26 protein-coding genes are annotated in these 21,428 nt (G+C 71.8%); 8 read left to right on the forward strand and 18 right to left on the reverse strand.

From position 1 onward, the window contains the following. Positions 1 to 227 precede the first annotated feature (227 nt). The 4 genes from nhaA to ACH4K4_RS04340 all read left to right on the forward strand — a co-directional run bounded on the left by nhaA (position 228) and on the right by ACH4K4_RS04340 (position 3,347). Entirely contained in the window at positions 228 to 1,580 is a 1,353-nt protein-coding gene (gene nhaA / locus ACH4K4_RS04325) for a Na+/H+ antiporter NhaA (protein WP_398165399.1), read from the forward strand. A gap of 44 nt (positions 1,581 to 1,624) precedes the next feature. Next, positions 1,625 to 2,083, forward strand: coding sequence for a phage holin family protein (locus ACH4K4_RS04330; RefSeq protein ID WP_360130798.1), 459 nt, complete (start codon positions 1,625 to 1,627; stop codon positions 2,081 to 2,083). Continuing rightward, a complete protein-coding gene (locus tag ACH4K4_RS04335; RefSeq protein WP_398164717.1) occupies positions 2,080 to 3,006 on the forward strand; it encodes an alpha/beta fold hydrolase in 927 nt (308 codons plus the stop codon). Before ACH4K4_RS04330 ends, ACH4K4_RS04335 begins: the two co-directional genes overlap by 4 nt. 143 nt (positions 3,007 to 3,149) lie before the next feature. Then, on the forward strand, positions 3,150 to 3,347 hold the full coding sequence (locus ACH4K4_RS04340) for a hypothetical protein (RefSeq protein ID WP_398165401.1): 198 nt from the start codon (positions 3,150 to 3,152) through the stop codon (positions 3,345 to 3,347). 42 nt (positions 3,348 to 3,389) lie between these two features. On the opposite strand, the gene ACH4K4_RS04345 is transcribed toward ACH4K4_RS04340, so the two are convergent. From ACH4K4_RS04345 to nth, 3 genes are all read right to left on the reverse strand, one after another. Further along, positions 3,390 to 4,592 carry a MarP family serine protease gene (locus ACH4K4_RS04345; protein ID WP_398164719.1) on the reverse strand — a complete coding sequence of 401 codons (1,203 nt, stop codon included), beginning with the start codon at positions 4,590 to 4,592 and terminating at the stop codon, positions 3,390 to 3,392. Positions 4,593 to 4,605: 13 nt separating this feature from the next. Beyond that, positions 4,606 to 5,310 carry an NUDIX hydrolase gene (locus ACH4K4_RS04350; RefSeq protein ID WP_398164720.1) on the reverse strand — a complete coding sequence of 235 codons (705 nt, stop codon included), beginning with the start codon at positions 5,308 to 5,310 and terminating at the stop codon, positions 4,606 to 4,608. A 137-nt stretch (positions 5,311 to 5,447) separates the two neighbouring features. After that, a complete protein-coding gene (nth, locus tag ACH4K4_RS04355) occupies positions 5,448 to 6,476 on the reverse strand; it encodes an endonuclease III (protein WP_398164721.1) in 1,029 nt (342 codons plus the stop codon). Between the two features lie 251 nt (positions 6,477 to 6,727). Here nth and ACH4K4_RS04360 point away from each other — a divergent pair, with 251 nt between their 5' ends. After that, positions 6,728 to 7,402, forward strand: a complete 675-nt coding sequence (locus tag ACH4K4_RS04360; RefSeq protein ID WP_003981529.1) for a Crp/Fnr family transcriptional regulator — start codon at positions 6,728 to 6,730, stop codon at positions 7,400 to 7,402. 106 nt (positions 7,403 to 7,508) lie between these two features. Here the strand turns inward: ACH4K4_RS04360 and ACH4K4_RS04365 are convergent, their stop codons facing one another. Both ACH4K4_RS04365 and ACH4K4_RS04370 read right to left on the reverse strand, forming a co-directional pair. Next, positions 7,509 to 8,537 carry an agmatine deiminase family protein gene (locus tag ACH4K4_RS04365; RefSeq protein ID WP_398164723.1) on the reverse strand — a complete coding sequence of 343 codons (1,029 nt, stop codon included), beginning with the start codon at positions 8,535 to 8,537 and terminating at the stop codon, positions 7,509 to 7,511. Between the two features lie 160 nt (positions 8,538 to 8,697). Next, a complete protein-coding gene (locus tag ACH4K4_RS04370; protein WP_398164724.1) occupies positions 8,698 to 9,282 on the reverse strand; it encodes a TetR/AcrR family transcriptional regulator in 585 nt (194 codons plus the stop codon). Between the two features lie 115 nt (positions 9,283 to 9,397). Between ACH4K4_RS04370 and ACH4K4_RS04375 the strand changes: the two genes are divergently transcribed. Both ACH4K4_RS04375 and ACH4K4_RS04380 read left to right on the forward strand, forming a co-directional pair. Further along, positions 9,398 to 10,426, forward strand: a complete 1,029-nt coding sequence (locus ACH4K4_RS04375) for an NADP-dependent oxidoreductase (RefSeq protein WP_398164725.1) — start codon at positions 9,398 to 9,400, stop codon at positions 10,424 to 10,426. 107 nt (positions 10,427 to 10,533) lie between these two features. After that, positions 10,534 to 11,118, forward strand: coding sequence for a TetR/AcrR family transcriptional regulator (locus tag ACH4K4_RS04380; protein ID WP_398164727.1), 585 nt, complete (start codon positions 10,534 to 10,536; stop codon positions 11,116 to 11,118). A 49-nt stretch (positions 11,119 to 11,167) separates the two neighbouring features. Here ACH4K4_RS04380 and ACH4K4_RS04385 read toward each other — a convergent pair whose 3' ends face one another. The 9 genes from ACH4K4_RS04385 to ACH4K4_RS04425 form a co-directional block, all read right to left on the reverse strand. Continuing rightward, positions 11,168 to 11,431, reverse strand: a complete 264-nt coding sequence (locus ACH4K4_RS04385) for a hypothetical protein (protein ID WP_360130822.1) — start codon at positions 11,429 to 11,431, stop codon at positions 11,168 to 11,170. Further along, positions 11,431 to 11,706 carry a hypothetical protein gene (locus ACH4K4_RS04390; RefSeq protein WP_398164729.1) on the reverse strand — a complete coding sequence of 92 codons (276 nt, stop codon included), beginning with the start codon at positions 11,704 to 11,706 and terminating at the stop codon, positions 11,431 to 11,433. The genes ACH4K4_RS04385 and ACH4K4_RS04390 overlap by 1 nt, the downstream gene beginning before the upstream one ends. A 40-nt stretch (positions 11,707 to 11,746) precedes the next feature. Next, the gene (locus ACH4K4_RS04395; protein ID WP_398164730.1) at positions 11,747 to 12,613 is read right to left on the reverse strand and encodes a peptidoglycan-binding protein; all 867 of its coding nucleotides are present in this window, start codon (positions 12,611 to 12,613) and stop codon (positions 11,747 to 11,749) included. Positions 12,614 to 12,689: 76 nt separating this feature from the next. Further along, the gene (locus ACH4K4_RS04400) at positions 12,690 to 13,346 is read right to left on the reverse strand and encodes a hypothetical protein (protein WP_398164732.1); all 657 of its coding nucleotides are present in this window, start codon (positions 13,344 to 13,346) and stop codon (positions 12,690 to 12,692) included. A 127-nt stretch (positions 13,347 to 13,473) separates the two neighbouring features. Then, the gene (locus tag ACH4K4_RS04405; RefSeq protein ID WP_398164734.1) at positions 13,474 to 13,695 is read right to left on the reverse strand and encodes a hypothetical protein; all 222 of its coding nucleotides are present in this window, start codon (positions 13,693 to 13,695) and stop codon (positions 13,474 to 13,476) included. Then, entirely contained in the window at positions 13,692 to 16,079 is a 2,388-nt protein-coding gene (locus tag ACH4K4_RS04410) for a hypothetical protein (RefSeq protein WP_398164736.1), read from the reverse strand. Before ACH4K4_RS04410 ends, ACH4K4_RS04405 begins: the two co-directional genes overlap by 4 nt. Next, the gene (locus ACH4K4_RS04415; RefSeq protein WP_398164737.1) at positions 16,066 to 16,911 is read right to left on the reverse strand and encodes a hypothetical protein; all 846 of its coding nucleotides are present in this window, start codon (positions 16,909 to 16,911) and stop codon (positions 16,066 to 16,068) included. The genes ACH4K4_RS04410 and ACH4K4_RS04415 overlap by 14 nt, the downstream gene beginning before the upstream one ends. 6 nt (positions 16,912 to 16,917) lie before the next feature. Beyond that, the gene (locus ACH4K4_RS04420) at positions 16,918 to 17,994 is read right to left on the reverse strand and encodes a hypothetical protein (protein ID WP_398164738.1); all 1,077 of its coding nucleotides are present in this window, start codon (positions 17,992 to 17,994) and stop codon (positions 16,918 to 16,920) included. 102 nt (positions 17,995 to 18,096) lie between these two features. Beyond that, positions 18,097 to 18,723 carry a hypothetical protein gene (locus ACH4K4_RS04425; protein WP_398164739.1) on the reverse strand — a complete coding sequence of 209 codons (627 nt, stop codon included), beginning with the start codon at positions 18,721 to 18,723 and terminating at the stop codon, positions 18,097 to 18,099. Positions 18,724 to 18,851: 128 nt separating this feature from the next. Here ACH4K4_RS04425 and ACH4K4_RS04430 point away from each other — a divergent pair, with 128 nt between their 5' ends. Continuing rightward, positions 18,852 to 19,214 carry a DUF3592 domain-containing protein gene (locus ACH4K4_RS04430; RefSeq protein WP_398164741.1) on the forward strand — a complete coding sequence of 121 codons (363 nt, stop codon included), beginning with the start codon at positions 18,852 to 18,854 and terminating at the stop codon, positions 19,212 to 19,214. A 46-nt stretch (positions 19,215 to 19,260) separates the two neighbouring features. On the opposite strand, the gene ACH4K4_RS04435 is transcribed toward ACH4K4_RS04430, so the two are convergent. From ACH4K4_RS04435 to ACH4K4_RS04450, 4 genes are all read right to left on the reverse strand, one after another. Continuing rightward, positions 19,261 to 19,629 (reverse strand): hypothetical protein, encoded by a 369-nt coding sequence (locus tag ACH4K4_RS04435; RefSeq protein ID WP_398164743.1) that lies wholly within the window; start codon positions 19,627 to 19,629, stop codon positions 19,261 to 19,263. Positions 19,630 to 19,694: 65 nt separating this feature from the next. Beyond that, complete coding sequence (locus ACH4K4_RS04440; protein WP_360130855.1) at positions 19,695 to 19,985, reverse strand: hypothetical protein; 291 nt, start codon at positions 19,983 to 19,985, stop codon at positions 19,695 to 19,697. A gap of 93 nt (positions 19,986 to 20,078) precedes the next feature. Then, positions 20,079 to 20,663 carry a phage tail protein gene (locus tag ACH4K4_RS04445; protein ID WP_398164744.1) on the reverse strand — a complete coding sequence of 195 codons (585 nt, stop codon included), beginning with the start codon at positions 20,661 to 20,663 and terminating at the stop codon, positions 20,079 to 20,081. 106 nt (positions 20,664 to 20,769) lie between these two features. Next, positions 20,770 to 21,177 carry a hypothetical protein gene (locus ACH4K4_RS04450; protein ID WP_398164746.1) on the reverse strand — a complete coding sequence of 136 codons (408 nt, stop codon included), beginning with the start codon at positions 21,175 to 21,177 and terminating at the stop codon, positions 20,770 to 20,772. Positions 21,178 to 21,428 lie beyond the last annotated feature (251 nt).

Here is a 21,428-nt window from a genome sequence, read left to right on the forward strand (position 1 = left end):
GCACCTCTGGCCGGGCGGCCGTTCGCACCATATGCCCGTAAGGTGAAGCTCGCCGGAATGTTCCCCGAGCGGCCCGGGTACAGTGGGGTCGCGTCAAGAACGCGACAACGCCAAAGGTGCGCCGGGAAGTCTGGTCGGCAACTGCAACAGCCGTATCCAGCTGCCGAGACACCGGAGGTCCTCGCGTGAGCGCGCCCAACAACCGCCGATCCATATTCCTCGGGCGGATGTCCCTGCCCGAGCGGACCTTCATCGCGGATGCCCTGCGCGCCGAGACCGTGGGCGGCGTCCTGCTGCTGGTCGCCGCCGTCGTGGCCCTCGTCTGGGCCAACACCCTGGGGGGCAGTTACGAGTCGGTACGGGGTTTCCACCTCGGCTTCGGCTCCATCGGGCTGGACCTGTCCGTACAGCACTGGGCCGCCGACGGCCTGCTCGCCGTCTTCTTCTTCGTCGCCGGCATCGAGCTCAAGCGTGAACTGGTCGCGGGTGATCTGCGCGAACCCAAGAAGGCCGCCCTCCCCGTGGTCGCCGCGCTGTGCGGTATGGCGATGCCCGCCCTCGTCTACGTCCTGGTCAACACGGTCGGCGGCGGCTCGACGGACGGCTGGGCGGTGCCCACCGCCACCGACATCGCCTTCGCGCTCGCCGTCCTCGCGGTCATCGGCACGTCCCTGCCGTCCGCGCTGCGCGCCTTCCTGCTCACCCTCGCCGTCGTCGACGACCTCTTCGCGATCCTGATCATCGCGGTCTTCTTCACCTCGCAGCTCAACTTCCTGGCCCTCGGCTTCGCCGTCGTCGGCCTCGTCGTCTTCTACCTGCTGCTGCGCAAGGGCGTACGCGGCTGGTACGTCTACGTGCCGCTCGCGCTGGTCATCTGGGGCCTGATGTACAACAGCGGCGTGCACGCCACCATCGCGGGCGTCGCGATGGGCCTGATGCTGCGCTGCCACCGCCGCGACGGCGAGGAGCAGTCCCCTGGCGAGCACATCGAGCACCTGGTGCGGCCCGTCTCGGCCGGCCTCGCGGTGCCGCTGTTCGCCCTGTTCTCCGCGGGTGTGTCGGTCTCCGGCAGCGCGCTGCACGACGTGTTCACCAAGCCGGAGACGCTCGGCGTCGTCCTCGGCCTGGTCGTCGGCAAAGCGGTCGGCATTTTCGGCGGTACGTGGTGCGCGGCCCGCTTCACCAAGGCGGAGCTGAACCCCGACCTGAGATGGCCGGACGTCTTCGCCGTCGCCGCGCTCGCCGGCATCGGCTTCACGGTCTCCCTGCTCATCGGCGAGCTGGCCTTCACCGACGACCCGCTGCTCACCGACGAGGTGAAGGCGGCCGTGCTGACGGGCTCGCTGATCGCCGCGGTGTTCTCCGGGGTCCTGCTGAAAATACGTAACGCCAAGTACCGGAAGCTCTGCGAGGACGAGGACCGCGACGAGGACCAGGACGGCATCCCGGACGTGTACGAACTCGGCAACCCGGAGTACCACCTGCGGATGGCGAAAATCCTCGAAGCGAAGGCCGCGGAACACCGCCGCCTTGCCGAAGTGGCCTCCGGCGCCGACGCCGGGGACGATGGTCCGGCATGATCTGAGAGGCTTTGCATCCGGGAGAAGACAAGAGGGAGACGTCGATGAGCACAGCCGACGACGGCGCGGACCGCAGCCTCGGGCAGCTGGTGGCCTCGGCCACCGCCGAGATGTCCGCGCTGGTGCACGACGAGATCGCACTGGCCAAGGCCGAGCTGCGGCAGGACGCCAAGCGGGCCGGCATCGGCAGTGCCGCGTTCCTGGTGGCCGGCGCGCTGGCGCTCTTCGCGCTGCCCGTACTGAGCTTTGCGGCCGCGTACGGCATCCACAATCTCGGCCTCGGCCTGGCCTGGTCCTTCCTGATCGTCGGAGGCGCCTTCCTGATCGTGGCGCTGCTGCTGGTCCTGGTGGCCGTGGCCAAGCTCAAGAAGATCAAGAAGCCCGAGAAGACCATCAGTTCGGCCAAGGAGACGGCCGCCGTACTGCAGAACGTCAAGCCGCACCCGCGTGCGGTCCCTGAGGACCACCCGGTGCTGGAGTCTGTGACACGCTCCTCCGTATGACGGTTCCCGATAGTTCCGACTCGGTCGTACGTCCCGACGGGCCCTGGACCCACCGGGACGTCGCGGCCAACGGCGCGCGCTTCCACATCGCCGAGATGGGCGACGGCCCGCTGGTCCTGCTGCTGCACGGGTTCCCGCAGTTCTGGTGGGCCTGGCGCCACCAGCTCCCGGCACTCGCCGAGGCGGGTTTCCGCGCGGTGGCGATGGACCTGCGGGGCGTGGGCGGCAGCGACCGCACGCCCCGCGGGTACGATCCGGCCAACCTGGCGCTGGACATCACCGGTGTCGTGCGGTCCCTGGGCGAGCCGGACGCCGCCATCGTCGGGCACGACCTCGGCGGCTACCTCGCCTGGACGGCGGCGGTCATGCGGCCGAAGCTGGTGCGACGCCTGGCGGTGTCCTCGATGCCGCACCCGCGGCGCTGGCGCGCGGCGATGCTCGCCGACTTCCGGCAGAGCCGGCAGAGCTCCTACGTCTGGAACTTCCAGCAGCCCTGGCTGCCCGAACGCCGGCTGGTGGCGGACGACGCCGCCCTGGTGGGCCGCCTGATCCGGGACTGGTCGGGGCCGCGGCTGCCCGAGGACGAGGAGGTCGAGGTCTACCGGCGGGCGATGAGCATCCCCTCGACCGCGCACTGCACGATCGAGCCGTACCGCTGGATGGTGCGGTCGATGGCCCGGCCGGACGGCATCCAGTTCAACCGGCGCATGAAGTGGCCCGTACGGGTGCCGACGCTGCACCTGCACGGCTCGCTCGACCCGGTGATGCGCACCCGCAGCGCCGCCGGCTCCGGCGAGTACGTGGAGGCCCCGTACCGCTGGCGGCTCTTCGACGGCCTCGGGCACTTCCCGCACGAGGAGGACCCGGTGGCGTTCTCGACCGAACTGATCAACTGGCTGAAGGACCCGGAGCCGGACCGGTAGGCCGGGGGCACAGGCGCCGGGTGGGGCGGTGCGCCGGACGGATCCGAACGCACGTATGTCGAACAGCCAATTGCCGCCCGCATAGGCCAATTGACGGCCCGCCGGGCGATTACGGACCCCGGGGTACGGGCAGAGTCGTGGGTATGGGCTGGACGCACGACTACCGTGACGTGGCACGCAACCGCCGCAGCAGCGCCGCTGCAGTGGGCACACAGGAGAGGGGCCCCTCGGACGTTGTGTCCGGTGAGTCCCCCGACCTCGCCCACCCGCTGGGGATTCCGCGCATCCTGCGCCGCCGGGCGCGCTGGATGACCGCGCGCCTCAAGCATCCACGGGCCTGATCCCCGCCGGGGCCCACCGGCACCGGCGGGGACCGCCGGCCGTCACATCGCGCATCCCTGACTGTCCACCGGCCGCTCGGCCGTACGCCCCTTGGTGATGTCCTCGCGGATCTCGTCGGCGGTCAGCGCGTACCCGGTGTTGGCGTCGTCCCGGGACTTGGCGAAGACGACTCCGTACACCTCGCCGCTCGGCGTGAGCAGCGGGCCGCCGGAGTTGCCGGGCCGGACCGTGGCGTACAGGGAGTAGACATCACGGTCGACCGTGCCGCGGTGGTAGATGTCCGCGCCGTTGTTGGCCTGGATACGGCTGCGGACGCGGGCGGCGCGGACGTCGTAGCCGCCGTTCTCCGGGAAGCCGGCGACGATGGCGCTCTCGCCGCTGCTCGCGTCGTCCGGCGCGAAGCGCAGCGCGGGCGCCGACAGCGACGGCACGTCCAGGACCGCGATGTCGCGCTTCCAGTCGTACAGGACGACCTTCGCGTCGTAGGCGCGGCCCTCGCCGCCTATCTGGACGGTCGGTTCCTTGACGCCGCCGACGACGTGCGCGTTGGTCATGACCCGGTGCGGCGCGAAGACGAAGCCACTGCCTTCGAGGACCTTGCCGCAGCTCGGCGCCGTACCGACGACCTTGACTATGCTCTTGCGCGCCTGGGCCGCGACCGGGCTGCCGGCCAGCTTGGGGTCGGGCGCCGGCACCGAGTGGATCGGCTCGTTCGAGAACGGCGTGAAGACCTGCGGGAAGCCGTTCTGCGCCAGGATCGAGGAGAAGTCCTGGAACCAGGTGCCCGCCTGCTGCGGCATCACCTGCTGGACGCCGAGCAGCACCCTGGAGTTGCGGACCTCCTTGCCCAGCGTCGGCAGCGAGGTGCCGGCCAGCGCGGAGCCGATGAGCCAGGCGACCGCCAGCATCGCCAGGACGTTGACCAGCGCGCCGCCCGTGGCGTCCAGGGCGCGCGCCGGCGACCAGGTGATGTAGCGCCGGACCTTGTTGCCCAGGTGGGTGGTGAGGGCCTGGCCCACCGAGGCGCAGACGATCACGATGGCGACCGCCGCGACGGCCGCGAAGGTGCCCGGTGTGGCGTCTTCGGTGATCTCGTTCCAGATCACCGGCAGCAGATAGACCGCGACCAGGCCGCCTCCGAGGAAGCCGGTCACGGACAGGATGCCGACGACGAAGCCTTGGCGGTACCCGACGACGGCGAACCACACGGCGGCGACCAGCAGCACGATGTCCAGGACGTTCACGCCCGCCACCGTCTCACGCGCGCCGGTCGAGCGGGACCTGCTTGGTGCGGTCCCACGGCCGCTCCCACCCCGCGTAGTGCAGGATCCGGTCGATCACCCCGGCGGTGAAACCCCAGACCAAAGCGTCCTGGACGAGGAAGGCGGGGCCCACGTGGCCGCTGGGGTGCCGGGCGGTGACCCGGTTCGCGGGATCCGTGAGATCCGCCACGGGAACCGTGAAGACCCGGGCGGTCTCCGCCGCGTCCACCGCGCCGACCGGGCTGGGCTCGCGCCACCAGCCCAGGACCGGAGCGACGACGAAGCCGCTCACGGGGATGTACAGCCGCGGCAGCACGCCGAAGACCTGGACGCCGGACGGGTCGAGGCCGGTCTCCTCCCACGCCTCGCGCAGCGCGGCACGCACCGGGCCCGGCCCCTCCGGGTCGCCGTCCTCGGGGTCGAGGGCGCCACCGGGGAACGAGGGCTGGCCGGCGTGCGAGCGCAGGGTGCCGGCGCGCTCCATGAGGAGCAGCTCGGGACCCCGGTCGCCGTGGCCGAACAGGACCAGTACGGCGGACTGCCGGCCGCCGCTGTCGGGCGGCAGGAACCGGCTGAGCTGGTGGGGCTCGATCGTGGCGGCGGCGCGGGCCACCGGCGCCAGCCACCCCGGCAGGCCCTCGGCGGTGACGGCCGTCTCGTACTCCGCTGTCTTCCCGTACTGCTCCCGTGCGCTCGTCATACGCGCCCCCTCAGGCCCTTGGATCGGTGGGATCGATGGTCATTCGGCCGTGGCCGGTCCTATTCGGGCTGAGTCCGTTTGCGGCCGGTTCGGTTCCGCTTCGGCGTGTGACGGTTTCGTCCCGGCCGGGGCGGCGGTCAACGGCCCGCCAGCGGGGGCGCGGGCTGTCCCGGGTAGTCGGCCGGGGGCCGCAGCCGCTGGCCCGGCTGACCGCCCATCTCGTACTTGAGCAGCTTCTTCGCCTTCTCCGGGTCCGTCTCGCCCTCGCCGTACGAAGGGCAGTCGTGCGCGATGGGGCAGGCGCCGCAGGCGGGCTTGCGGAAGTGGCAGATACGGCGGCCGTGGAAGACGACGCGGTGCGAGAGCATCGTCCACTCGCTCTTCGGGAAGATCTCGGCGATCTCCGCCTCGACCTTCTCCGGGTCCGTCTGCTCCGTCCAGCCGAAGCGCCGGACCAGCCGCCCGAAGTGGGTGTCGACCGTGATGCCCGGTACACCGTAGGCGTTGCCCAGGACCACGTTGGCGGTCTTGCGGCCCACGCCCGGCAGGGTCACCAGGTCCTCCAGGCGGCCGGGGACCTCGCCGTCGAAACGGTCCCGCAGCGCCGTCGAGAGGCCCAGCAGGGACTTCGCCTTGGCGCGGAAGAAGCCGGTCGGCCGGATCAGCTCCTCCAGCCGCTCGGGATCGGCGGCGGCCATGTCCTCGGGGGTGGGGTACGCGGCGAACAGGGCGGGGGTGGTCTGGTTGACCCGCAGGTCGGTGGTCTGCGCGGACAGGACCGTGGCGACCAGCAGCTCGAAGGAGTCGCGGAAGTCGAGCTCGGGGTGGGCGTACGGGTACACCTCGGCCAGCTCGCGGTTCATCCGCCGGGCCCGGCGGACCATGGCCACCCGGGACTCGGCCTTGGCGGCCGGCGCCTTGGCCGCGGCCTTCTTCGCGGTCGCGGCGGTCTTCTTGGCGGTCGCGGCCGTCTTCTTCGCGGTAGCGGTCGCCTTCTTCGCCACCGTCTTCTTGGCCGCGGCGGTCTTCTTCGCGGCGGCCGTCTTCTTCGCGGCGGTGGCGCCGGTTGCGGCCGTGGCGGCCGACTTCTTGCGCACTGCCGCCTCACGCGGCTTCTGCCCTGATTTCACCGCCTTCGCGGCCTCGCCGGGCGCTTGTTCGCCCACAGCAGAATCACGGCCCGCACTCACTCGCTCAGCCCCCTTGCCCTGTGCTCTCACCGGCGTATTGGACACTCGGCCAGACTAAGGCCACCCACTGACATCCGGTCCGACCACCGGTGCTCGTGGGTCCAATCGGCCCCCTGCCGTATGGCTTGCGCCACGGGTCCGGCATCCTTGTGATTGATCGCACTGTTTTGCATTCCGGCATGATGGGGACCAAGGTCCCTTTGAGCATGTCGACAAGGAGAGATCTCGTGGACGACGTTCTGCGGCGCGCACCGCTCTTCGCGGCGCTCGATGACGAGCAGGCGGCCGAGCTGCGCGCCTCGATGGGAGAGGTCACGCTCGCCCGCGGCGACGCCCTGTTCCACGAAGGGGACCCGGGCGACCGCCTGTACGTGGTCACCGAGGGCAAGGTGAAGCTGCACCGCACTTCCCCGGACGGCCGGGAGAACATGCTCGCCGTCCTCGGCCCCGGCGAGCTGATCGGCGAACTCTCGCTGTTCGACCCGGGCCCGCGTACCGCCACCGCCACCGCGCTGACCGAGGTCAAGCTGCTCGGCCTCGGCCACGGCGACCTCCAGCCCTGGCTGAACGCCCGCCCCGAGGTGGCCACGGCGCTGCTGCGCGCCGTCGCCCGCCGCCTGCGCAAGACCAACGACCAGATGTCCGACCTGGTCTTCTCCGATGTGCCCGGCCGTGTGGCCCGGGCGCTCCTGGACCTGTCGCGCCGCTTCGGCGTGCAGTCCGAGGAGGGCATCCACGTCGTACACGACCTCACGCAGGAGGAGCTGGCCCAGCTCGTCGGCGCCTCGCGCGAGACGGTCAACAAGGCCCTCGCGGACTTCGCGGGCCGCGGCTGGCTGCGCCTGGAGGCGCGCGCGGTGATCCTGCTGGACGTGGAGCGCCTGGCGAAGCGTTCGCGCTGACGCGCACCGGCTGCACGACACAGGGCAGCACCGAAAGGGTCCTTCTCCTGCGGGAGCGGGACCCTTTCGCATGAACCCGGCCGGCCGGCCCTACGCCCCTGACCGGCTACGGCACCGCCGGGAGCTGCTGCGTGGCGCAGTGGATGCCGCCCCCGCCCTCACCGACCGCGTCGATCGTGAGCTGCCGGATCTCCCGCCCGGGGTACAGCTCGCGCAGCGTCCCGGCGGCACGGTCGTCGGCCCGGCGGTCGCCGAAGCGCGGCAGGACGACCACGCCGTTCGCCACGTAGTAGTTGAGGTACGAGGCGAGGAACTGCTGACCGCGGTCACCGATCGCGTACGGGTCGGGCTCCGCGATCTCGACGAGTTCCAGCCGCCTGCCGCGGGCGTCGCGGGCCTCCTCCAGGACGCCGCGGGCCTGGTCGTACACCCGCGTCCAGACGTCCGGGCCGCCCCCGTGCCAGGGGCGGTTCAGGGCGACGACGCCCGGCTCCACGAAGCGCGCGACGGTGTCGACGTGGCAGTCGGTGATGTCCTCGCCGCGCACACCCGCGACCCAGATCACCCGGGTCACGCCCAGCACGCGCTTCAGCTCCCGTTCGATCCCGTCCCGCGTCCTGCCCGGGTTGCGGTTCGGGTTGACCAGCGAGCTTTCGGCGACGAGCAGCGTTCCCTCGCCGTCCGTCTCGAAGGAGCCGCCCTCGGCGGTGATCCCGGCGCCGACGCGGGCGATGCCCTCGTGGCGCAGCAGGTTCCGGGCGACCTCGGCGTCGTGCGGGTGGCGCTGCTTGCCGCCCCAGCCGTTGAAGTGGAAGTCGACGCCCTCGCGTGCGGCGTCCGGCCGGAGGACGGTGACCGGCCCGGTGTCGCGTATCCACAGGTCGTCGACCGGGATCGGTACGACCTCCACCGACGTGCCGCACGCCCGGCGGGCTCGTCCCTCCTCCTCCGGGCCGGCCAGCAGGGTGACCGGCTCGTACTCGGCGAGCGTGCGCGCCAGCCGGGCGATGTCGCGCTGCACGGCGGGGGCCTGCTCGCCCCAGAGGGAGTCGGCCGGCGGCCAGGCGAGGTACGTCGCGGCGTGCGGTCGCCATTCGGCGGGCATGCGCACGGCCGCCCCGTCAGGCATGTACATGATCTTCCGCTCCCTCGTCCGGCGGCACCAGGCCGCGAGGCACCTAACTGACTGAAATTTCAGTCAGACTCTAGGCCGAACGCAGCACCGAGGAGAAGAGGCCGAGGTACATCCGTGTCAGATCGTGCGCCAAGCGTTCGCAGGCACGCTCGCAGCGGTCTCACCGTTCGCCGTACGCACCCGCGCCCTGGCCGGCGCCCGCGCTCGTCAGAACGGCGCTTGCGACGATGTCGAAGAGGTGGCCGGCGCGGGGCGCGAGCGCGGGCTGATCACCGGCCCACGCGAGCATGGCGATCAGCGCGAACAGGTCGTCGCCATCGATATCACTCCGGGCCCCGCCTGTGGCCTGAGCCCGGACGAGGAGCCGGGCACCGGCTGCGCGCAGGGTGACGCACGAGGCGTGCAGTGCGGATTCGGGGTCCTCGATAGCGGCCGCCATCAGCACGGTCACCCCTCGGTACTCAGTCGTCCAGGCAACGCAGTCGCGAACCCATGAGACGAGAGCGTCTTCGGCCGCATGCGATGTCTCAAGCTCGCTCGCTTTGGCCGTCAGGTCGCCGAAGCTCGTGTGGAGCAGAGCCTCCAGCAGTGCCTCCCGTGTCGGGAAGTGCCGCAGCAGCGTCGCGAGCCCGACGCCGGCCCTGCGCGCGATGTCGCGCATCGACACGTCGATGCCCTGCTCGGCGGCGGTGGTGCCCGCCACGGCGAGCAGGTGGTCGCGGTTTCTCTTGGCGTCGGCCCGCATCGGTCTCCTCACTTGACCAAACGGTTCACTGATCCATATATTCGGATCAGTGAACCGTTTATGTGGTTCGCTGATCCAGATTAGCGCATCCCGCGCTGCGGCCAGGAGGAAGACCATGCCGATCCACACGATGAAGGCGATTCGGGTGCACGAGTTCGGGGGCCCTGGCGCGCTGCGTTACGAGGACGTGGCAGTTCCCGAACCGGCGCCTGGTGAGGTGCTCGTCCGCGTGCACGCGGTCGGTCTCAACCCGCCCGACTGGTACGTACGCGAGGGCATGCCCGGCATTCCTCCCGAGTTCAGGCCCCCGTTCGACTTGCCCCTGATCCCGGGGACCGACATCTCGGGTGTCGTGGAAGCGGTCGTCGCCGGAGTTCACGGCTTCGCGGCCGGGGACGAGGTGGTGGGCCTGCTGCGCTTTCCCGCCCCGATGCAGAGCGGCGCGTACGCCGAGTACGTCACCGCACCGGCATCCGACCTCGCCCTCAAGCCGGCCGCCGTCGACCACGCGCACGCTGCCGGGCTGCCCATGTCGGGGCTGACAGCGTGGCAATACCTGATCGAGGTCGGGCACGACCACCCCTCCCCGTTCCAGGACGCCAGGCACCGCCCCATGGCGCTGGGCAGCGACACCACCGTGCTCGTCAACGGAGCCGGCGGTGGCGTGGGCCACCTCGCCCTGCAGCTGGCCAAGTGGAGAGGGGCCCGTGTCATCGCCGTGGCCTCCGGTGCCCACGAGGCATTCCTTCGCGACCTCGGCGCCGACGAGTACATCGACTACACCAAGCAGCGCCCCGAAGACGTCGTCCGAGACGTCGACCTCGTCCTGGACGCCGTCGGCGGTCCCGCCAGCCGGCGCTTCCTGCCCACCCTCAAGCGCGGGGGCGCCCTGTATCCGGTGTACTTCGGGGAGTTCGACGACGAGGAGAACGCGGAACTGGGCGTCACCGTCACCGGCACTCAAGTCCGCGCGAACGGCGCACAACTCGCCGAACTGGGGCGCCTGCTCGACGCGGGGACGATCCGCGTCGCGATCGACAGCACGTTCACGCTCGCGGACGCCCGAGCAGCACACGAGCGCGCCGCCCAGGGGCACATCCAGGGCAAGATCGTGCTCACCGTCCCTCAGGCCCTGTCGGACTGACCTTGCCCCCAGGGGCCGCAGTCCCCCAGGCGCCGCGGCGGTGTCCCCGGCGCAGCCGGTCCGGCCACCGTCCGCCGCGTTCCGGCCACGGAGTACGGTGGGCGACTGTGTCCGAGCGCCGAGTACAGATCCTGGAAGCCGCGACCCGCATCATCGCGCGGAACGGCGTACGCGGCCTGCGCGTCGAGGAGATCGCGGCCGCGGCCGGCGTGTCGACCGGGCTGATCTACTACCACTTCGGCGGCCGCGCCGAGTTGCTGCGCCGCACCCTGGACTTCATCGGGGAACGCGCCGAGCGCTACACGGCACCGGACCCGCGGACCGCGCGCGCGGCGGGCCCCCGCGCCCGGTTGGAGGAGATGCTGCTGCGCGAGCTCCAGGACTCCCCCGAGATGGTCGAGAACAGCACCGCCTGGGGGGAGTTCCAGTCCAGCGCCGTTTTCGACGCGGGGCTGCGGGCGCAGCTGCGCGAGGCGACCCGGCAGTGGACCGACGACCTGTCCGACCTGATCCGGGAGGCGCAGACCGCGGGGACGGCCGACCGGGACGCCCCGGTGGCCGACGCGGCCGAGCGGCTCACCGCGCTCGTGGAAGGGCTCAGCACCCGCTGGCTGAGCGGTTCGGTACCGCTGGAGCGGGCCCGCGAGCTGCTGCGCGGCGGCATCGCACGCGAGCTGGGCCCGGCGGAATGACGCGACGGCCCCCGCGACCGGATCGGGGTCGCGGGGGCCGGGTGCGGGTTCAGCGCGCGAAGGTGCCGTACGCCGCGGTCAGGAGGGCCAGGACGCCGGTGAGGGCCGCCACCGACGGCAGCGGCCACCGGATGCGTTCCAGGGCGTCCAGGCGGGCCTCGTGGTCGGCGAGCTGCTTGTCGGTCTGGTCGCTGCGCTGGACCAGCAGGGCGAGCGAGCCGTCGGCGCGGGCGAAGCCCGCCTCGACCGTGCCGCGCAGCCGTTCCAGTTCCACGACGACCGGGCCGGCGCCGCGCGGTTCGTGATCGGTCATCAGCGGCCCCGGCCGGTGGACGCGAGCCGGCGCCACCGCTCGTCGCCCGGCGGTTCGGTGCGCAGCCAGGCGGGCAGCAGGGCCTGCACGCCCGGCAGGGCCATCACCCGCGCGAGCCCGCCGGCCACCGCGAGCGCGCCCGCGACCCAGGGGAGGGCCGCCGGGACGCCCGACGCCTGGACGACGGCGGGCAGCACGAGGGCGATGCCCACGGCGGCCTGCACGACCGTGCGGACCGTGCGCTTGAGGGCGTCGTGCCGGGAAGAGTCGCTCATCGAGGGATCCTTTCGGTCGGAGAGACGGTCGGACGGGCGGTCAGGCGGCGCGCGGCACGCACAGCCGGTCCCAGCTCACGCGCCCCGGTATGCCGTCGGCGTCGCCGCCGCTGTACCCGAGCTTGCGCTGCCAGGCGGCGTAGGAGTTCCGGTCGGCGGCCGTCCACTCGGGGCCCGGACCGACCTCGTACCGCGCGCAGCCTTCGGCTACCAGCCGCCGGCCCATCGCGGTGATCACCGGGCTGCGCCGGCCCTCCGCGAAGAACGCGGCACCCGGGAAGGGCTCGCAGGCGGGCGCGGGGCCGGGCGTGGCGGGCGACGGCGCGCCGCCGAGGCGCTTGGCGATACGGGTACGCATCGCCGCCATCGAGAAGGACGGGTCGATCTTGCGGGTCGTCCACTCCTTGTGGCCGATGACGCTCTCCGCGTGCCAGCCGTGGGCCCGGCACACCGCGGCGGCGATCCGCTCCACGGCGTCGAGCTGGGCGCCGGGGTAGGAATCCCGGCCGTTGCCGAGGTTCTCGATCTCGAAGCCGTAGAAGTGGACGTTGCCGTCGACCGTGTCGGGCCCCGGCCTGGCGGGCGGCGCCGACTCGGCGCGTACGCAGTCGTACGCGGCCCGGGCGCCGCGGCCCGCGTGGTTGGTCCGGCCGTAGCCGACCAGGTGCACCGAGCCGTCCTTGGCGACGACTCCGATGCACAGCGGGCCCGGCAGGTCGTTCATGCCGTCCCGGCACAGGGCCACGCTGTCGCGGCCCGCCGTGTGGTGCAGCATCACTCCGTGTACCGGGCCCCAGGGGCCCTTCCGGTTGCGGTTGTGGGTGCGCCAGCCGTCGTGCTCGACGACCCGCACGCCCTCGGCGCGCAGGGCGTCGAGGAAGCGTTCGGCGCTCAGAGGTGTGGCCATGGGGGGGTCTCCGTACAGGTGCGTGTCAGGGGGTGCGGTGCGGGGACCGCTCAACGGCGGCGGGCCCGGGGGCGGTTCAGGCCGGGTCGACGCGGACGAAGCGGTTGTCGTAGTTGGCGGTGGTGGTCGCGGCGCTCGCCCGGTAGCAGGGGGTCGCGGTGTAGGCGCCGCCCGGCGTCAGGCCCGTGACCAGGAACTGGGTGGTGGCCGAGGCGCGCGTCGGGCCGCCGGCCGACGCGGCGCGCTCGTCGGCGGCGGCCAGGGTGACGGTGGTGCCCTGGCGGATGTTCGCCGCCATGTAGCAGACGGGGATCCCGGGGGCCCCGGCGGCTGCGGTAGCGAACATGTAGGCCCCCACGGTGACGATCACCTTGCCGGAGACCGGTGCGGTGAAGGCCGTCGCCATCGGGTCGCCCAGGGCGTCGCTCAACGTCTCGGTGTACGTGGTCGACACCGTCGAACCGCCGTCGTAGTTGGCGCGCAGGACGGGGGCCGGCGTCACCTGGGCCCAGTGGCCGGCGGCGTAGTGGAAGAGCCGGCCCGGGTTGTCGAGCCAGGCGACCATGCCCGCGACCGGGGAGGTGACCCGGGCGTCGCGGGTGGCCGCGTCGGCGAAGCGCAGCACGGTGCGCCCGTCGACCGCTTCGGCCAGCGACTGGAGGTGGACCGGGATGTCGGCGAGGTCGGTGGGCTGGGGATAGGGCAGGTTCCCGAGCGGGGTGGTCTTGCTCATGCGGGTCTCCGGTTCCAGGGGCGGGAGGGGGCGTACGGGCAGGCGGACGTGCCCGTACGCGGAGGGGTGGGCGTACGGGTGAGGGGCTGCGAAAAGCGGTGACGGGAACGGCGGGGCGGAGCTCGGGTCAGTACCCGGCCTCCGGCGGCAGGGTGTCCGCCACGGATCCCGCGTCCCCTTCGCTCGCCGCCGGATCGTCGACCGGCACCGGCACGGCGGGCACCGGCAACGGCCGGCCGGGCTGCGGCCAGCCGTCGGACGGCACGTCCGGCACGGGCTCCGTACCGGGGTCCGGCTCGGGTACGTCCGCCGGCGCTCGCGCAGCGCCCGGCGGCAGCGGCTCGCTCATTGGGGAACCTCCTTGATCTCCAGCAGGTCCCGGTACGTGGCCTTCGCCGTCGTGAGGTCGGCCAGCGTCGGGTAGGCCGCGGTGACGGCCGCGTACCGCCGCCGCCGTCCGTACGCCGGGTCGACCGGCGGGTCCGGGGTCAGGCCGGTGTCCTCGGGGACCCCGTTGAAGGCGGCGCCCCTGAGGGTGAGCACCTGCTGCGGGGCGGCGCCCGCGGTGCAGGTGGTGCGGATGCCGACCACCCAGGCGAGGGTCTGGAGGCTGGCTCCGGCGGAGTCCACCACCCGTACGACGTCGCCCAGCTGGACGCGCGGGTCGTGGAGGACCTCGACCTCACCGAGCAGCGGCACCGGGTACCGGCCGGCGGCCAGCATCACCTGGGAGAGCGCGGAGGCGGCGGCGGAGGACTGCACCCACTCCGAGGCGGGCGCCAGCAGCTCCTGTTTGCCGTAGTGACGCTGGCTGACCGAGTTCCACCTGGCCACCTTGCGCTGCTTGGGGTCCTTGGCCGGCTTCAGGGTCTCGATGTACACCGACGGTTTGCCGGCCTTGGTGGCCGTCCACACAGGTGCCGTGCCGCGATTGGTGAAGCGCACGATGAAGGACGCGCCCACCCGCCGGCAGGCCACCGAGACGCTGCCCTTGACCGCGCTGCCGCCACTGGCCGCCGTACCGAAGCGCACCCTCGCGCCGCCGTCGATCGGCACGACGTCGTCGTCGGTGACGGGCGGGCCCACGTCGGCCTCGTCCTCGGCCATCGCGTACGCGACCTCGACGGACTTCCCCGGGTCGATCCTGCGCACCGCCGTGTCGGTGACGGTGGTGCCGACCGCGGCGCCGATCCCTCCCCAGTCCTCGTAGGGCTGCTCGCAGTAGTTGCGGCAGGCGTCGATCTCCTCGGTGACGGTGAGGGCGGCGATCTCCCGGGTGCTGGAGACCGTGAGGTCGGGACGGACGGGCGCGGACTGGAAGCGGGACGGGTTGTGCCAGCGGAAGACGCCGTACTCGTCGAACTCCGCGGTGGACATGCTCGCCTTGGCGATCTCGGAGATCACGTCCCACTGCGAGCCGGACACCTTCGGTACGGAGATCAGCGGCAGGACGACGTCGTCGAGGACGGCGCCCTTGCTCCACTTGCCCCTCTGCTCCCACTCCTCGGGCGGGTACGACGCGGTGTCGGCCCAGACCCGGTCGGTCACCTGGAGGCACTCCACCGCCATGTCGGTGATGAGGTCGACGCGGTTGAGCTCGGAGCGCGGGTGGACACCGTCGGCGCCGCCGAACGTGCCCTTGCCACCCACGTGGTACGACCCGTCGGGGCTGGTCAGCCGCGGCTGGACGACCGGGGCGACGGTGGCGCCCGCCGAGGTGGTGTCCACCATGAAGCCGAAGTGCCACACCCCTTTGAGCGCCGCCAGCTTGGGAAACGTCCACTGGAGGGACTGCCCCGGGCCGTTGATCTTGCCCGAGATGACCGTGACGTTTCCCGTGCCGGTGTCGAAGACACAGCTGATGTGCCCCAGCGCGCCGGCGCTGCGGTCCAGGATGGCCTTGAGTTCGAACCGGTTGCCCCTGGCCAGCGCGGTGTTGACCCAGCACTCGACCTGGAAGACCCGGCCGGGGACCGTGAAGCGGGAGCGCGGCATCCAAGAGGCGGTCAGCCCGGTCGCCTTGGGCATGAGCGCCAGCTCGAAGGGCGCGCCCTCGCGAACCCAGTCGTACTCCGACGGCAGGGGGAAGGATTCCGGCTGCCCGTAGGAGGCGTTGAAGCCGCCGTGCAGCGACGCGTAGAGCACGGTGAGCGGTTTGGTGTCGTCCGGATCGACGTCCGGGTCGAACTCCGGCGCGCGCGGGGGCGGGCAGGTGTGGATGCCCGCCTGGCGCAGCAGCTCGTCCACGCACCAGGTGCCGGAGGCGACCGGCCGCTTCCAGTAGAAGCCGTGGTACGGGCGCGGCAGGGCGGCCGGGCCGCGCAGCCGCTCGGCGCCGTCCAGGCACTGGACGGTGACGGTGTCGGTCCCGGAGGCCGCCTCCCGGGACCGTACGGTCCCGCGGAAGGCGGGCAGCAGGCGGCCGGTGACCCCGGCCCGGTGGACCGCGGACTGGCCAGGACGTACGACGTCGCCGGTGGCCCGCGGCGCCCACGCCGAGTAAAGGCGCGGCCCCGGTACCCCGCCGGCGCCGCCGAGCTGCAACTCCAGCTGCGCCGAGGCGCTGCCGGAGAACGCCCGCATCGACTCCGGCAGGTCGGTGTTGTAGGCCCGCTCCACCTTCCACGACTGGACCTGCGGGCCCAGTTCGCGCCCGCCGAGGCGCGTGGAGTGGGCGGGTGCGCGCAGCGGCGCGGCGAGGGCCGCGTCCAGCGCTTCGTCAGAGGGCTGCACCGAGCACCTCCACCAGGTCGATGCTGATGTTGCGGTAGGGCAGGCGGGACGCGGGCGTGTCGGTGAAGGCGGTGATCGCCATCGCCGGGCAGCCGTCGCCCAGCGCGTACGGCTCCGGGGGCTCGCCCATCGTCAGGCAGGCGCCGCCCAGGCCGGTCAGGCCGGTCGCGCCGGGCTTGCCGACGGGGGTGACGAACGCGGCGCCCTCGGGCGCGGTGCCGGTTACCACGGGGCCCGCCGCGCTGACGCTGGACAGGTAGCCGCCGTCGGCGCCCTTCCAGTCCAGCTGGGCCGAGCACAGGCCCGGGTTCCAGTCCGGCGGCACCATCCAGGACATGGCCATGCCCGGTACGACGGGGTGGCCGTCCCAGGTGCCGTGCCGCCAGCCGATGGCGGTGGCCGGGTCCTGGCAGTCGCCGATGACGGTGTCGCCCACGAGCGGGCTGACGGTCAGGGCGCCGGTCACGGTGAACCAGTGGTCGGTGCCGTTGGCGCGCTCGCTCTGCCCGGCGGCCTGGAGCGGGTCGAGGAGGTTGACGGAGGCGGGGTCGACGAGAGCGACCGCGCCGCCCGCGTACCCGTTGCGGCCGAGCATGCCGGCGCCGTTGACGCGGCGCGCGAGCCGGGTCAGGTGCTGGGCGTCGGCCGGCTCCAGCCACTCCCACGTCAGCTTCATGCGCCGGGTCGTACGGGCCGGCGCGACTGCCGTCACCCGGCCCTCCAGGGAACGGAATTCGGACAGGTTCAGCTCGGCGCTGCGGTCCCAGCTGCGCGCCGCCTGACTGATCTCACGCAGCAGGCCGGGCTTGCCGATCCACAGGTTTCTGGGCATCCGGGCTCACCTCCGGGCGAGTTGGCGCCGGCCGAGGAAGACCGCGCGGGCGATGGTCTGGGAGTCGACCTGGACGTGGACGGGGCGGTCGGCGAGTTCCTCGACGGCACGGGCCAGCCGGTGCAGGGCGGCGCTGCCGCCGGGGTGCCCGCCCATCAGCCGCTGGAGCTTGCTCAGCGGGATGACGGCCTCGGCCTCGCCGCCCTCGGCGAGCAGCGCGAGGCGTCCGCCGCGGCGGGCCGGGACGATGCCGCCCTCGGCGAGGGCCGGGATGTTGGGCAGGGTGGGGATGCTCAGCCCGAAGGACTTCCCGCCGAAGACCGGCACCCAGCCCGGGATGTTCACCTTGATCCGGTTGAGGCCGCGGATGGCGCCGTTCATGGCGTTGATCAGGCCGCGGATCGGCGCGGTGAAGAGGTTCACCACGCCCCGCAGGACGGGCGTCAGGAACTTCATCGCCCGGTCCGTGGCGCTCTGGATCGCCCGCCAGGCGACTTCGAATCCCCTCTTGGCGACCTTGACGACCTTGTCCATGCTGACGAACTTGGCGATCAGCGGCGCGAGCAGCGTCATGATCAGCCCGAAGGGGCTGGCGGACATCGCCAGGTTGAGCCCCTTCTGCGCGAGCGAGGCGCCCTTGAGGCCCTTGCCGAGCCCGCCCATGGACTTGCCCGTACGGTCCGCGTTCTTGCCGGCCTTGCCGACCGACTTCTCCACGGCGTCGGACTGCTTCTTGACGTCCCGCAGCGCCTTCTGCGCCTTGGCGGCCGACGACTTGAGCTTGTCCAGGGAGGACTTGAGCTTGTCGGCGCCCGACTTGGCCTTCGTGAAGGCGCCGGTGGACTGGGTGACGGACGTCTTGACCTTGTTGACGCCGGTACTGGACTGCGTGGCCGCCGTACGCAGCTTGCCCAGCGCGGTGCCGGCCTTGCCGGCGCCGGTGACCAGCTTGGTGAGCGAGCCGACGCCCTGGGTCGAGGCGGTCCTGACCCGGTTGATCCCGGACTGGGCCTGGGCCCCGGAATTCTTGATTCTGGCGAGCGCCCCCGTACTGGCCTGGGCGCTCCTCTGTATCCTCCCCATACCGGACGAAGCCTGGGACAGGGAATTACGCATCCCGCTCAGGCTCTTGGTTGCTTGGTTGACTGCCTGCTTGAAATTCATGTCCACCCCACGGTGAGCCGCTCAGGCGAGGGAAGATGCGGCGTTTTCGGCTTCCTTGGCCAGCGCCCGCATGTCCTTGCGGATTTGGACGAAGGAGGAGCTGCTGGCCTTTCTGGCATCGGCCACGGACTTCGCCTCCTGGCTTGCCTTGCGCTCCAGCCGGTGCACTTCCTGGTACATCCGGCGGACGTCCTTCTGAACTTTCTGCGCCTCCTTCAGGGACTTCTGCGCCTTTTCGGCGGCGGTGACCCGCTCGTAGTCCTGTCCGAAGGAGGGGCTCGCGGCGCCGCCGCGCCTGGGCGCCGCGGCCAGCCGGCTCGCCCGCTCCTGGGCCCGCTTCGCCGTCCGGTACGCCTTGTCGGCCTCCTTCACGCCCGCCGCCAGCTTCTTGTCGGCGGCCTCCAGCTTCGCCTTGGCGTCCCGGGCGTGCGGCCAGGTCCACTTCTGGACGCCGGCGATGACGATGCCCTTCTCGTCCACCTTCAGGCCGGTGAAGTCGATCTTCACGGGGGTCAGCCCCAGGGCAAGTCCGGTGAACCCGAACTTGAGGAATTCCACCGTGGTGGCGACGCCGTTCAGCTTGTGCTTGAAGACATCGGCCTCACTTTTCGTCCAGAGATACAGGACGCTGTCGTCCTTCTGTCCCATGTCCAGTCTCCTAGGAGGTTGCATGGCCCACCGATACCTTGTGCACGGTTCGCGCGCCCGGTACTGTCCGGCGAATGAACGGCCTCGCATGGGTGTCCGTAGCGGTATCACTGTTACCGATACCGTTCATGATCTGGTTCGGTTTCCATCCGCTGTGGGTGGACCGGCGGCTGCGCCGGGCCGGCGTCGAAACCACCGCCGAATGCCGGGGATATTCGGTGTCCGAGGACCGTTACTCGACGAGCTTCGAATTCCTGGACGCCGAGGGATTCCGTACGGTCTACATCTCACCGCTCCTCGGCTGCCCGGTGGCCGCCTCGGGGGAAAAGGTGGCCATCGTGTACGACCCCCGCAAACCGGAGCGGGCCCGGACCCGCCGGGAACTGCGCCGGCGGTCGCCCGCCTGGTTCAGCCTGGGCGTCCTCGGCGCCATCGAGCTGTTCTTCCTGTGCTCGATGGCAGCGGTCTTCGTCTATTTCGACGTCTGGTGAACGGGGCGCCGCGGTACGGCCGTTGCGGCACGGAGCGGCTCGCGGCTCAGCTGAAGAAACGGATCAGCTCTGCGGCGGACGGTCCCGCCGCATCATCTTGCGCACCGTCCTCGGCACCGCTCACCGCCTCCTCCGCACCGGCCCCGGTCTCGCTTTCCGGGCCGGCGCCCGGTCGCTGAAGCGGCTCGGGGTACTCCGGCGGCTCCGTGTCCTCGTCCCTGTTGACCGTGGCGAACATCCAGTTCGCCACCGCCAGGTGGTCCGCGACCGTGGCCAGGAGGTGGTCGGTCACCGACCACTCCGCGGCCTCGTCGTGCAGCGCGCGGGCGACCGCGCCGTCGCGTGGCAGGTGCGCGAGCAGCACCGAGAGCCGGCGGGCGGAGAGCCGGCCGCGGTGCCAGTCGAGCAGGTCCACACCGTAGTGGTGGAGCAGGTCGGCTTCGAGGGCCTCGGCGTGTTCGTCGACGAACGCGTCGAGGCTCAGCCTTCCCCCAGGCCGAGCCCGGTCTCGGTGCCGTACGCCTCCAGGATCGCGGCGATGTCCTGCATCGTCGCCTCGTGGCGGTCGAAGCGCTCGAACTGCGCCTGGCCCAGCAGGATGCGCAGCAGCCCGTCGACGTCGTTGTCGTCCAGGGCGCGCAGCGCGCGGGCGGTGTCGCGGGGCAACTCGGTCGGCAGCTCGAAGACCTCGTCGTCCAGCTGGAAGGACCAGGCCGTGCCGAGCGCTTCGAGGCGCTGGGCGCGGGCCGCGTTGACGTTGAATCCGGCCATGCGGAAGGGCTCCTTCAAGAGTGGGGTGTGCGGGTGGGTACCGGAGCGGGTACGGGCGGCGGCGTGCGGCCGCCGCCCGTACCCGGCGCCGGATCAGGCGGCCGGGGCCCCGTAGGCCTTGTCCTTCATCAGGATGGTCGCCAGCGGCTTGGTGTCGTCCACGGCCAGCGCGGTGAAGGTGACACCGAGCTTGACCGCCCCGGTGCGGGTCAGGGCCATCTCCTCGGTCTCGGTCACCTGGCCGCGCTGCATGATGAAGCGGTACGTGGCCTCGCCGCCGTCCGAGAACTCGATGGCCAGCGCCCGCTCGTCCTTCTTCGGGTTGCTGGCCAGCTCGTACTTGAACTGCCCGTTGGCCGGGGTGCCGACCGCGGTGACCGCGTCGCCGCCCATGAAGAAGGGCAGCGTGTCCTTGTTCAGCTGGAGCAGCTGGAACTTCACGGTCAGGTCCCGGTCGGAGTAGATGAACCGCGCCGGGCTCACCGACTGCCAGGTGTCGACCGGGTCGATCTTGTCCTTCTTGTTGAACTTGATGCCGTCGGTCGTGGTGTAGCCGAGGTCGGCCCAGTCGGCGGACCAGGGGGCGGCGGTGTCGGCCGGGATGGCCGTGCCCGCCTTGGCGACGAGGATCTTGCCCGTTCCGGCGACGCGGATCTCGGAACCGTTGTTGCCTGCCATGGGAACTCCTGTGTGTGGTGGGTACGACGAAGGCCCCGCCGGTCTCGACGGGGCCCGTAAGGGGAGCGGCGCGCCCCGGTGGGAGGCACGGCCGCGGGTGGAGCGGTCAGTTCGCGCGGATCAGCAGCCGCACCGTGGACAGGTAGCGGTTGCCGGCCGGGCGGTTGAAGTCGGGCAGCCAGCGCGGTCCGTCGGCCTCGACGACGTCGGTGACGTACGCGCTGCCGTAGGTGGTCCCGCGGGCCGTGAAGAGCGCGGCGCGGGCGGCCAGCGCCACCGTGTGCGCCGCGGTCTTGTCGGGTCCGTAGACCTCCAGGTCGACCAGCGGCTGGTCGAGCCGCTGGTCGTCCACCCAGGCACCGCCGACCCGGGAGACCAGCACGGCCTTCGCCGTGCCGTCGAAGCCGGCGGGCGGCCGGTTGTCGACCACCGTGCCGGCCAGCTCGGGGCGGTTCTTGAGGTGGTCCACGACCAGGCGTTCCACATCGGGGAAGGCGATCAGGGCATCACTCACATGCGGTCTCCTTGTCGACGGCTCCTTGGCGGAGGAAGAGGTGCGTGCGCGGTGCCCGTACGGGCGGATGGAGGAAGGAGTACGTACGGGCGGCGCGCCGCGGACATGCGAAACGGCGGGCCGCCCCGGGTAGTCGGGCACAGCTCCGCCGCTGCACCAAGTGTGAACGACAGCGCGCGAGCGCGCAACCAAGGCTCGTCGCGGGGCCCGGCGCGGGCCGCGGCAGGCCCCGTACGCGCAACGAAAGAGCC

Origin of the sequence: Streptomyces sp. NPDC017529 (assembly GCF_044329785.1) — a bacterium.
Taxonomy (GTDB): Bacteria; Actinomycetota; Actinomycetes; order Streptomycetales; family Streptomycetaceae; genus Streptomyces.